This window comes from Peptostreptococcus canis, from assembly GCF_014229965.1.
GTDB classification, from domain to species: domain Bacteria; phylum Bacillota; class Clostridia; order Peptostreptococcales; family Peptostreptococcaceae; genus Peptostreptococcus; species Peptostreptococcus canis.
In genome coordinates this window covers 268,922-280,655 of record NZ_JABGBW010000002.1, presented here as the reverse complement: position 1 = coordinate 280,655, position 11,734 = coordinate 268,922, and the positions used below count along the sequence as shown (strand labels likewise).

The window sequence follows — 11,734 nt, the reverse complement described above, 5'->3', positions numbered from 1 at the left end:
CAATGTAAAAATGTTGAGGGGTATTTTTAAAGTCAGGAAAATATGAATTTATTCGGTTTTTTGTATAAGTTTTCTATATAGAAGAGAGATAGGCAATCCCATTACTGTGTAATAATCACCTTTTATTTCTTTTACTAATAGAGCACCCATATCTTGTATTCCATATCCGCCAGCTTTATCCAAGGGGGACTTTGTATCTATATATTTTTTTATTATATTATTCATATATTCGTCAAAAGGGAAAAATTCTACCTCGGTAAATGTTGTAAAGGTATCTATTCTTTCTTTAGATATTATGCTTAAACCGGTGTAGACACGATGTTTTTTTCCGCAAAGTGATACCAACATATCATAGGCAGCTTCATCGTTCTTAGGTTTTCCTAGAATAGAGTTTTCGCTTACGACTATGGTATCCGAGCCAATTACTACTGAATTTTTATTTTTCTTGAAAACTGAATTTGCTTTTTCAAAAGCGAGATTGTATGTAAGTTTGTCTGCTTTTTCAAAAGAAGATAACTCATTGTATTTATCATATATTTTTTTAGCAATTGCATCTTCATTTATAGTTGAAGATATAGTTTTAAATTTTAGCCCGCACATTTCTAGAAGTTCTTTTCTTCTTGGGGATCTGCTTGCAAGTATAATATCCATTTTTTTTCTCCTTTAAAGTAATATTATATATTTATTTTTTATAGTTACATATTAATACAAATTGGATATTAAATAAAGTATAAAAATTATTATTAAACATTAGAAAGTAAGAAATATGGATTTTTTTTTAAAATTTTAATATAAGAGTATGGTTTTATTTAAAAAGATTAAAGACATTACTTTAAAATAAAATTTAAGGATACTTTAAATTTAGTGATTTATAATAAAAATATAATAGTTGATAAAAAATTGAAAGGATTGATAAAAATGAAAGAAAACTTAATTTATATATATTTTTTTTATTTTTTTGTGTATGCATTTTTGGGATGGATAATAGAAGTTGCTTATCATGCTATAACATGTGGAAAGTTTATTAATAGAGGTTTTCTTGCTGGAACGGTTTGTCCAATTTATGGATTTGGTTCAGTGGTAATTATATATTTATTGGAGCCACTGAAAGATAACTTACTTTTATTATTTGCAGGTTCTGCAATATTTTGTACTATGTTAGAGTATTTTGCAGGTTTATTTTTAGATAAGGTATTTCATAAAAAATGGTGGGATTATTCCGATGTGCCATTTAATATTGGGGGATATGTATGTGTTCAATTTGCTATATATTGGGGAATAGGAGGAATTTTACTTATTAGGGATATTCATTCATTGATAGAAAAAATAACATTATTTTTTAGTTTAAAAGTTATTATTATATTTTGTATAATATTTTTTATTGTAATAATGATAGATACATTGGCGTCTATACAGTCAGTATTAAAATTTAATAAAAAGTTAGAAATACTATCTAAGTTACAAAATGACATTTATGAAATAAGTGATTTTATAGGTGAAAATGTGAGTGACAATACATTACTTATAGCAGAAAAAGCCGGACCGGTGGTTGATGAAATTTCTGAGAAAAAGAGATATATAAGTGATGAAATAGAAGGCGGAAAAAAAGCCATTAAGACAAATATTGACAAGTATAAAAATGAAAAAGTTGAATTTATAAGTGAATTTAAAAAAGAAAAGATAATCAAAATGCAAAAACTTATTAAAGAAAGAGAAGAAATACTGAAAAAACAGTACTTCGGAGAGAGAAGAATAATTAAATTGTCTCCAAAGATAAAAGAAATAAAATATGCAGAAATATTTGATGAAATAAAAGAAAGGTACAATAAAAAATAATCATTATCAATTTTATAAAATAATATGATTATACACTTATTTGTGTGTATATCTGTATTGAAAAAAAGGTTAATATGATATATCATATTTAATGTATAAAAGGATATTTATGAAAAAAAATAAATTTATGAGTCGAATATTCTAAAAAATGATATTGAGATTAAAAAATATTATACAGTTATATAAAAAATTAAGAGGTGAATTTAATGGAAAATTTAAAAATACAACCCATTTTATGTGGTGGTGATTTAAACTGTTACAGTGTTGCAAGAGCTTTTCATGAACAGTATGGAGTAAAGTCGATTGCTTTTGGGAGATATTATCTGGGAGCTACTAAGGATAGTAAAATTATAGATTTTAGAGTAACACCTGATATAAATGATGAAAGTAAATTTGTTCAAATTTTATTAGATGAAGCGGCTAGACATTCAAATGATGAAATACTAATTTTAATGGGATGTACAGATGAATATGCCGAATTAATAATAGATAACAGAGATAAGTTAAAAGAAAAATTTGTAGTTCCATATATCGATTCTGAATTAAAAAATAGATTGGTGGAAAAAGAATCTTTTTATAGTGTATGCGAGGAATATGGTTTGGATTATCCTAAGACATATATATATAATAAGGGAGATGAAACCAGAGAGTTTGGATTTAAATATCCTGTAATAGTTAAGGCTTCTGATAGTATTTCATTTTTTCAAAATCCTTTTGAAGGTATGAATAAAGCATATATTGTTCATAATCAGGAAGAATTTGATAAAGTAATAAAGGATGTTTATTCACATGGTTATGAAAAAAGTATGATAATACAGGATTTTATACCTGGTGAGGATGAAAACATGAGAGTGTTGACTTGTTATTCTGATCAAAATGCCAAGGTAAAGATGATGTGTTTAGGTCATGTTCTTTTAGAAGAGCATACTCCTAAAGGAATTGGTAACCATGCGGCTATAATAACCGAATATGAAGAAGAGTTGATGGAAAAATATAAAAATTTCTTAGAAAAAATAGGATATGTAGGTTTTTCTAATTTTGATATAAAATATGATGATAGGGATGGAAAGTTCAAAGTATTTGAAATCAATTTAAGACAAGGAAGAAGTAATTTTTATGTAACTTCTTCCGGAAATAATATTGCTAAGTATGTTGTGGAGGACAGAGTATATAATAAAGAAATGGATTTGAAAATACAAAAAGATCCTTTTTACTGGCATGTGATTCCCAATTCAGTTGTGTATAAATATGTGCATAATAAGGAATTGGTTAAAAAATGTAAGGAGCTTGTTGCAAGTGGGAAAAGTGCAAGTTCATACGGCTATAAATATGATTTAAGTGGAAACTTTAAGAGAAGTTTATATATATTCCTATATAACCTGAATCAGAAAAAGAAATTCAGAAAATACTGCAGATAACGGAGAATAAACATGGAGAATATAACAGTAGGTGTATTAGGGGGGCTTGGACCCATGGCAACTGTCTACTTTTATGATATGGTGGTAGAGATGACTGACGCGAAAACGGATCAGGGGCATGTTGATATGATTATTATGAATAGAGCCAGCACGCCTGACAGAACTGCCTATATTATAGGTGAGTCTGAGGAAAGTCCATTGGATATTATAATTAAAGATGCGAAAAAGCTTGAAAATGCAGGTTCAGATTTTTTAGTATTGACCTGTAATACCGCACATTATTTTTATAAAGAAATAAGTAATAATGTATCTATACCGGTTATAAATATGGTAGAAGAAACAGTGCAACACGCAATAAATACCGGACATAGAAAAATAGGTATTTTGGCTACAACAGGAAACATACAGACAAAACTTTATCAGTCGATGTGTGAATCTAAATCTGTAGATTACTACGTTCCGGATAATAAAATACAAGAACTTGTAATGAAACTTATATATGATGATGTCAAAGCCGGGAAAAAGGCGGATATGAATGACTTTAAAAGAGTTATTGCCTCTTTAAAAGAAAATGGATGCGATTGTGCAATTTTAGGTTGTACAGAGTTATCTATAATAAAAAAAGATGAGAACTTACCGGGTGATTTTTTTGTTGATTCTTCAGAAGTATTGGCGATGAAAACAATTGAAAAATCAGGAAGAACTCTAAAGGAGAAATAGTATGAAACTCAATAAAATACTAGAAGGAATTGAATATGTATCAAATTTAGATCCAAAAGTGTTAGATACAATTGAAGTGGATGAGATAACTTATGATTCCAGAAAATCAAAAGAAGGAACAATATTTGTTGCGATAAAGGGTGAGACTACTGATGGACATAAGTTTATTGATAGTGCATATAATAACGGGTGTAGAATTTTTATCATCAATGATAATATACACTTACCGGAAGATTCAATAAAAATTATTGTTGAAAATAGTAGAAAGGCCTTATCAAGGGCATCATCAAATTTTTTCGACAATCCATCGGAAAAGATAAGTGTAATTGGTGTGACCGGAACTAAAGGAAAGACTACAATTACAAATTATATTAAAACGGTGTTATGTAAGTCAGGTGTCAATACCGGCGTAATTGGAACTAATGGCGTTTTTTATAATGATATTGAAGGAAAAACTATAAACACAACACCGGAAAGTTATGAACTGCATAAAATTATAAAAGATATGGTAAATGCGGGTGTTAAGTGTGTTGCCATGGAAGTGTCAAGCGGTGGATTGATGATGAATAGAGTTGATGATATAAAGTTTGACATAGGAGTATATACAAACCTTTCCCCGGATCATATAGGACCTAAAGAACATCCTACTTTTGAAGATTACAGGGAATGTAAATCCAGATTATTTTCAATGTGTAAATATGGTGTAATAAATGTAGATGACGAAAATGCCCAATATATTATTGACAATGCAAATTGTGAGATATTTACTTTTTCAATTCATAAAAAAAGCGATCTTAAGGCTGATAATATAAAATTGACCAGAGATTCAAAATCTCTTGGAGCAAATTTTGATTATATTGAAGAAGGAAAGCGTATAACAAATACTCATATTAGTTCTCCGGGAGAATTTAGCATTTACAATGCTCTTTCTGTAATATCTGTCTGCAAATATTTGGGGATAGAAAAAGAAAAAATGTTAAAAGCTTTATCTACTGCACAGGTAGATGGAAGAGTAGAGGTTTTACCTGTTTTACCGTATGCTACAGTCGTAGTAGATTATGCGCATAATGGAATGAGCCTTGAAAATGTACTAAATACACTTTTAATGTATAAGCCATCCAGATTGATATGTTTATTTGGTTCTGTAGGTGGTAGAACAGCAATAAGAAGAAAAGAATTAGGAGATGTAGCAGCGAAATTATGTGATGTATGTATTATAACTACTGATAATCCGGATGATGAAGATCCTATGAAAATTATAGATGATATTGCTGAATCATTTGTAGATTCGAAATGTGAAATTTATAAAATAGTTGATAGAGCAAAGGCTATTGAAAAGGCTATGAAAATAGCTGGAGATGGTGATATGATAGTAATCACCGGGAAAGGGCATGAAAAATATCAATACATAAATGGAGAAAGAGTTTTTTATGATGAAAAGGGTGAAGTAATAAAAGCTGCAAAAGCTTTACTTGAAAACAAATAATAAATTAAGTTTTAAAACAAACAAAAGAGCATTGTCATTTTTAAAATGACTCTGCTCTTTTTAATAATTACTTAAGCTTTCTAGAAGGCATTTTCTTTTTATTGTCTCTTCGGTTTGTTATAGAAAACACTATATACGAAATACCGGAAACTAAAAATGTAACGCCTAATGCAACTGATAAAGAAATTGCAGTTATCCAAGGATTTATAAAAATACATACAGAACCGACCACGATTATGATGTTTGTAATTAATCCTAAAATATACAATTTAATATCAATAGTCTTTAAAATATTCAATTCCAAGAAATTATTCATAGCATCGTATATAAACCATATTGCAATTATATAAGCAAAAATTTTGTTTGCAAACAGCGGTTTAACAACAAATATAAACCCAAGAATGATAAGTACTATTCCGAGTACTAAAGCAGTATTTGCTCTAATCTTGAAATACTCCTTCAAATTAAAATAAAGATATATAAAATGTAATCCTTTTATTAAACATAAAGCACCTATTGAATATGATAAAATTAAAAAGGTTCCAATTGGTTTTATAAAAGTAAATACTGAAGCTATAATTAGTAAAATTCCTATTAGTAAATCTATGTAGCTTTTATTTTTCATAATAACACCTCCATTAACGACATTATATCATAAAAGTAGTGGAAATAAAAATATGGACCACATTCATTTTTATTTATAAATTTTAATACCAAATGTCAGCGTTTTATGAATTATTCACTATATATAGAAAGGTTGGTATGAAGTATTGTTAAAGTATTTATTTTTTCGTCTTTTAGTATATTTAATAACTCTTTTTTTGAGAGTTTTGCGACAAAAGAGTTTGTTTTTAATACCTTTTCCTTTGTTATATTATCGATATAGGAATTAATATTATAGAATTGTTCCGGTTTTTCGTAGATATCAGAGTCATATTTTTCTTTTAATTGTTCTTTTAGTCGATTGTCGGCAAAATATGATGTTGATAATCCACCAGAGTTAGTATAATGTGGTGCAATTCTGTTTAAAGTAAAGAATACATCAAAGATAGCCGGATTATTTTTCATAAGGTTTAAATGATTTATATAATAATCTTTTATTTTTTTATTGTTATATTTATCAAAATCGTCAATAATAGAATAATCAGTGGAAGTAAAGTATAAATTTCTTCTTAACTTTATACCAAGCTTAAATATTGAATAATTTGTATCAGGATTTTCTATATGTTTCTTTACATCACTGTCTAATTTATTGTATGCTTTTGTATCTATGACCGGCATCCATATTATATTATAATTTTCGTATTTATTAAGAAGATATTTAGTTAGGTCATAAATAGGTTCTAACTGTTTGGTATATAATACTACATTAAACTGGGTTGAATCAGGTAAATCATTAATATTTTTTATTGTTTCTTCATTGTGACTTTTAATTTCTGATGGTAAGTAATCCGGATACAGATATTGAGGCAAGTAGTGACCGGATTTTTTGTAAGATTGGATTTCTTTTGTATTACCCCTAATATACATTACTTTTTTATCTATATCATCATTTACTACGAGATTTTGAGTATAGCTATTGACTGCATTTATATCAAAATAATATTTTCCAAAGTTTTTGTCTACTACTCTTAATAAACGATACTCTATAAAAGGTTCAGTCATCGTACTAAAATTGTATAACATCATGGATAGTTTTGATTTTTTATTGTTTTCATCATCTTGTTTATCAATTTCAGCCTGTGAAGTACTTTCATTTTGATTAAAAACTATGGGTACATTAATTCCAAAATATCTTTGTTTGAAATTATCTACAAATGAGATATTTTTTCCTTTGTTTTCTAAATTATAAAAATCCGGATACATGCTTTTTATAACAGGGTTAATTACACATAATATACTAATTAATACAATGATGAGAATTAGAATTGTTTTTAAACTGCCTTTTAAAATAAGCATTTTGATTTGTTTAGCTATTTTCTTATCGAGCTCTTTTTCATAATCTATTTCCTGTTTGGAAAAAGAGAAATTGTCATTTTCTTTAAAAGAATCTATTATATCTTCCATATTTTTATTTTCTTTGAGCATTTTTTTCACATCCTATCATATTTTTTAATTTTTCTTTAGCTCTTGAGCGTATTTTTCTGACATTATCTTTACTTATGTTCATTAATTCGGATATCTCAGCATCACTCAGTTGCATATATATACTATACATTACTACCATTCTATATTTAATTGGCAGTAAAATTATAGCGTTTGATAATTCATTCATATTTTCATTTTGAATTATGATATCAAGAGGATTTTCGCTTGTATGAAGTTTTTCAAATACTTCCTCTGAATTAAGTATGAACTTTGTATTATATCTTATTGAATTTAAATATTCATTTTTTAATACTTTTGAAAGCCAATACTTTAAACTTCCGCCTTCTTTGTATGATAGTAAGGCTTTAACAAACGTATTTTGGACTAGAGATTCGGCTTCATGTAAATCTCCTGTCAAAGAAATCGCATATATTAGGAGTCTTTTGTAATATAAATTATATACTTTTTCAAATTCCGAATCCCTCAATAAATCACCGCCTTTATTTTTAATACTATCTATATTAATATAACACCTATAAACGTGATTTGTGACAAAAAAGATATTGTAATATGAATTTTTTTTATAAATTTATGTATTTTAATATAAGTAAGAGCATAAAAGGTAGGAATAGAAGTTAATAATATAGAAAATATTTACATTTTATTGTTTACAAGAAGAAAATAAAAATATAATTAAAATCTATGCTTCTGATTCAGGTTATTTATATTCAGTTGATGAAGAGGCTATTGGAAAATTCATTGGAGAAAATGGTTTAAATTTATTTATAAGATATAAAGCAGGAGATTATCTTGTAAAAGGTATGCATGTTGCGGATTTAACTGATTTAGCAAATGACAAAAAAATGGATAAGGATTTAATATATAAAATTACTAATGCCTTTATTTATAGTGAAACTTTAAATGATAAAAATGATTATCATCATGAAATTAAAAATTTGATTGAAATTGCTCTTAGGGCAATTAGTCCAGGAATAAATGATCCTAATACAGCAATAATATGTATTCGTAAAATAAGCATGATTTTAAATTTATTATTTTCAATTAAAAGTAATTATTCAGTGGTAGAAATTAATAAAAAATCCAAAATTATTTATAAAATGTATACTGTCGAAGAAGAACTTTATTACACTTTTTATCAACTTATTTTTTACGGCAAATCTGATCCGAGTGTAGCGAAAGCAATTCTTAATGGTGTAAATCTAATTTATATAAATACTCAAGGAAATTATTCCAGTGAGGTTAAGAAATTTTATGATTATGTTTATAGTGTATGCTTAGATTCCATGAATACTGAATTAGACAAAAAACATATTGAAAGTTTGAAAGAAAATTTTTATGAATTTGTAGAGTAAGCAGATGAAAATATAGAATGATTTAAAAAGAATTTATAGTCTGTAATAATAGCTTTTTTACAATACAGGCATTGATTTTAAAATCCTATTATTATATAATATATTTTGTGTAATTATGCAGATATATAAAGATTTATTTTTCATAATTTGATATACATAAATTGTTTTTTAATAACGGAGGTTTTTTATGAAATTAGGAATCGTAGGATTACCCAATGTAGGTAAGAGTACATTATTCAATGCAATAACTCAGGCAGGAGCTGAATCAGCAAATTATCCTTTCTGTACAATAGATCCAAATGTAGGTGTGGTATCAGTTCCTGATAAAAGATTAGACAAGCTAAAAGAACTATACAATTCAAAGAAAATTGTTCAGACGGCTATAGAATTCGTTGACATTGCCGGTTTAGTGAAAGGTGCATCAAAGGGAGAAGGGCTTGGGAATAAATTTCTTTCAAATATAAGAGAGGTAGATGCGATTGTACATGTTGTAAGATGTTTTGAGGACTCAAATGTCGTTCATGTAGATGGTAGTATCAATTCATTAAGAGATATTGAAACTATCAATCTTGAGTTAATCTTTTCTGATATGGAAATTCTAGATAGAAGAATTACAAAAACCACAAAAGCCTTAAAAGCAGATAAGAAACTTCAGTCGGAGTTAGATATACTAAATGAAATCAAAGTTACGTTAGAGGATGGAAAGAGTATAAGGACTATGGAGTTAAGTGATGATGAATGGGCCTATGTTAATACACTTGACTTATTGAGTTCAAAACCGGTTATTTATGTTGCTAATGTATGTGAAGATGATTTGGTAGACGACGGTGCTAACAATGAAATGGTAAATGCTGTGAGAGAGTTTGCTAAAACTGAAGATTCTGATGTTGTTGTAATTTGTGCTCAGATAGAAGCTGAAATTTCCGAATTAGAGACAGATGAAGAAAAAATGGAATTTTTAGAAACTCTGGGACTTGAACAATCAGGGCTGGATAAGTTGATTAAGGCATCATATCATTTATTAGGATTAATATCTTTTTTAACGGCCGGTCCACAAGAGGTAAGGGCATGGACTATCAAGAGAGGTTCCAAGGCTCCCCAGGCTGGTGGAAAGATTCATTCAGATATAGAAAGAGGTTTTATAAAGGCTGAAACAATTGCATATGAAGATTTGATTGAACATGGAACTATGACAGCAGCAAAAGAAAAAGGACTTGTAAGATTAGAGGGAAAAGATTACGTAGTTAAAGATGGAGATGTAATATTATTTAAATTTAATGTATAAATAATATAAATAGACTAATTTTATATATTAAAAATAAAAATTAATATAATATATAAAAGACCGTTATTTCGATAGATTATTGATATAGCGGTCTTTTTGATACTTTTTTGTTGTTTCATTTTTGGAGGAAATATATTAGAATATATATTATATAATATATTTTTTTGATATTATTAAAAAATAAGTTTTTTGATAATATTAAAACTATTCTTTACAGTAGTATGCTGAAAGAGTATAGGAGTGGTAGTTATAATTAATTTTAAAGAAAAGCGATAAAGAGTGGGAGGGGCTAATGAAAAAAGTTAATAAAGTTACAATTATAGCGGCAGGAAATGGTGGTATTACAGCTGCTGCAGATTTGAAGCAAAGAGGAATAGATGTAGTTTTATATGATTTGCCTGAAAAGTTTCACAAAATTAAAACAATACAGGAAAATGGTGGGATTTATTTAAGATATAATGGTGAAGAAAAGTTTATTGATGGAATAAAATGTAGCACTGATATAAATGAGGCAATTAAGGGCTCTCAAGTGGTTATGTTTACTATTCCAGGTTTACTTGTAGAAAAATATGCTGAAGTGGTCGCTCCTGCTGTTGATGAGAGTCAATTAATATTTTTTAACAGTGCTGCTTCTATGTCATGTGTGAGATTTATAAATAAAGCAAAATCGCTTGGTATAAATAAAGAATTTTTCTTAGCTGAGTCAAATTCATTGACGTATGCTACAAGGGCGGATATTAAGCGTGGAAGCGTAGATTTAACTTTAAAAGTGAAAGAAACTCTGGTTGCGGCTTTGCCAAAAGAAAATACTAAATTGGCTTACTCTATGCTGTCTGATTTATATGATGGCATTATACCTGTAGAGGATATATGGAGAATAACCTTGGAAAATGCAAATCCAGAAGTTCATCCAGGGATTTGTCTACTTAATGTTGGCCAAATAGAAAATTATTCTGATACGTTTTCCCTTTATAGAGATGGTTATAGTGAGCATACATCAAATCTTTTGAAGGAAATTGCAAAAGAAAGAAGAGAAATAGCAACAGCATTTGGGTATAAAATGGAGGATATAATAGAAAGTAGAATAAATAGAGGATATTTTGCTAACGATATAAAGGAAATACATTTGATGTTTAATGAAAGTCCTGTATTTTCTAAAATAAATGGTCCCTCTAGTGTCAAATCAAGATATTTTATAGAAGATATAGAAGATGGACTTGTCTTATGGTCTGATTTAGGAAAAGTAGCAGGTGTCAGCACAAAAGCAATTGATTCTGTTATATATTTGAGTTCTGTAGTAATAGGTATTGATTTTTATAAAAAAGGGCTTACACTTGAAAAACTTGGATTTTCAAAGATGAATATAGAGCAATTAAAAGCAATGGTTTAAAATCTATAATTAAAGGGCTTATCCAAAAGTCACTGGTTTATAACAGGTTAACTTTTGGATAAGCCCTTTTTGGATATTTTTAATAAAAAAAAGAAAATATGTTTTGTATATTAATTCAATAATTCAAGTCAGAAAAAT

General features: G+C 27.9%; 11 protein-coding genes. 7 read left to right on the top strand and 4 right to left on the bottom strand.

Features of this window, described 5'->3' with window-relative positions; translation table 11 throughout:
- Positions 1-48 precede the first annotated feature (48 nt).
- Positions 49-651: a Maf family protein gene (locus HLB29_RS04350; RefSeq protein WP_185623931.1), complete on the bottom strand. Its 603-nt coding sequence runs from the start codon at positions 649-651 to the stop codon at positions 49-51.
- Between the two features lie 267 nt (positions 652-918).
- Here HLB29_RS04350 and HLB29_RS04345 point away from each other — a divergent pair, with 267 nt between their 5' ends.
- From HLB29_RS04345 to HLB29_RS04330, 4 genes are all read left to right on the top strand, one after another.
- Positions 919-1,836, top strand: a complete 918-nt coding sequence (locus HLB29_RS04345; RefSeq protein ID WP_185623930.1) for a putative ABC transporter permease — start codon at positions 919-921, stop codon at positions 1,834-1,836.
- A gap of 206 nt (positions 1,837-2,042) precedes the next feature.
- The gene (locus tag HLB29_RS04340) at positions 2,043-3,254 is read left to right on the top strand and encodes a carboxylate--amine ligase (RefSeq protein ID WP_185623929.1); all 1,212 of its coding nucleotides are present in this window, start codon (positions 2,043-2,045) and stop codon (positions 3,252-3,254) included.
- Between the two features lie 12 nt (positions 3,255-3,266).
- Positions 3,267-3,974, top strand: coding sequence for a cysteate racemase (gene cuyB, locus HLB29_RS04335; RefSeq protein ID WP_185623928.1), 708 nt, complete (start codon positions 3,267-3,269; stop codon positions 3,972-3,974).
- Between the two features lies 1 nt (position 3,975).
- Positions 3,976-5,460: a UDP-N-acetylmuramoyl-L-alanyl-D-glutamate--2,6-diaminopimelate ligase gene (locus tag HLB29_RS04330; protein WP_185623927.1), complete on the top strand. Its 1,485-nt coding sequence runs from the start codon at positions 3,976-3,978 to the stop codon at positions 5,458-5,460.
- 67 nt (positions 5,461-5,527) lie between these two features.
- Here the strand turns inward: HLB29_RS04330 and HLB29_RS04325 are convergent, their stop codons facing one another.
- The 3 genes from HLB29_RS04325 to HLB29_RS04315 form a co-directional block, all read right to left on the bottom strand.
- A complete protein-coding gene (locus tag HLB29_RS04325; protein WP_185623926.1) occupies positions 5,528-6,085 on the bottom strand; it encodes an HdeD family acid-resistance protein in 558 nt (185 codons plus the stop codon).
- A gap of 110 nt (positions 6,086-6,195) precedes the next feature.
- The gene (locus HLB29_RS04320) at positions 6,196-7,548 is read right to left on the bottom strand and encodes a hypothetical protein (protein WP_185623925.1); all 1,353 of its coding nucleotides are present in this window, start codon (positions 7,546-7,548) and stop codon (positions 6,196-6,198) included.
- Positions 7,532-8,035 (bottom strand): RNA polymerase sigma factor, encoded by a 504-nt coding sequence (locus tag HLB29_RS04315; RefSeq protein ID WP_185623924.1) that lies wholly within the window; start codon positions 8,033-8,035, stop codon positions 7,532-7,534. Before HLB29_RS04315 ends, HLB29_RS04320 begins: the two co-directional genes overlap by 17 nt.
- A 163-nt stretch (positions 8,036-8,198) precedes the next feature.
- On the opposite strand from HLB29_RS04315, the gene HLB29_RS04310 reads away from it, so the two are divergent.
- From HLB29_RS04310 to HLB29_RS04300, 3 genes are all read left to right on the top strand, one after another.
- Positions 8,199-8,921, top strand: a complete 723-nt coding sequence (locus tag HLB29_RS04310; protein WP_185624131.1) for a DUF2254 family protein — start codon at positions 8,199-8,201, stop codon at positions 8,919-8,921.
- 187 nt (positions 8,922-9,108) lie between these two features.
- Entirely contained in the window at positions 9,109-10,206 is a 1,098-nt protein-coding gene (gene ychF / locus HLB29_RS04305) for a redox-regulated ATPase YchF (RefSeq protein ID WP_185623923.1), read from the top strand.
- A 292-nt stretch (positions 10,207-10,498) separates the two neighbouring features.
- A complete protein-coding gene (locus HLB29_RS04300) occupies positions 10,499-11,596 on the top strand; it encodes an NAD/NADP octopine/nopaline dehydrogenase family protein (RefSeq protein WP_185623922.1) in 1,098 nt (365 codons plus the stop codon).
- The last annotated feature ends 138 nt before the right edge of the window (positions 11,597-11,734 follow it).

What these genes read in the sequence shown, in the direction of transcription:
- HLB29_RS04350 (WP_185623931.1), bottom strand. Translation starts at nt 651, where the DNA reads ATGGATATTATACTTGCAAGCAGATCCCCAAGAAGAAAAGAACTTCTA.
- HLB29_RS04345 (WP_185623930.1), top strand. Translation starts at nt 919, where the DNA reads ATGAAAGAAAACTTAATTTATATATATTTTTTTTATTTTTTTGTGTAT.
- HLB29_RS04340 (WP_185623929.1), top strand. Translation starts at nt 2,043, where the DNA reads ATGGAAAATTTAAAAATACAACCCATTTTATGTGGTGGTGATTTAAAC.
- HLB29_RS04320 (WP_185623925.1), bottom strand. Translation starts at nt 7,548, where the DNA reads ATGCTCAAAGAAAATAAAAATATGGAAGATATAATAGATTCTTTTAAA.
- HLB29_RS04330 (WP_185623927.1), top strand. Translation starts at nt 3,976, where the DNA reads ATGAAACTCAATAAAATACTAGAAGGAATTGAATATGTATCAAATTTA.
- HLB29_RS04325 (WP_185623926.1), bottom strand. Translation starts at nt 6,085, where the DNA reads ATGAAAAATAAAAGCTACATAGATTTACTAATAGGAATTTTACTAATT.
- ychF (WP_185623923.1), top strand. Translation starts at nt 9,109, where the DNA reads ATGAAATTAGGAATCGTAGGATTACCCAATGTAGGTAAGAGTACATTA.
- cuyB (WP_185623928.1), top strand. Translation starts at nt 3,267, where the DNA reads ATGGAGAATATAACAGTAGGTGTATTAGGGGGGCTTGGACCCATGGCA.
- HLB29_RS04300 (WP_185623922.1), top strand. Translation starts at nt 10,499, where the DNA reads ATGAAAAAAGTTAATAAAGTTACAATTATAGCGGCAGGAAATGGTGGT.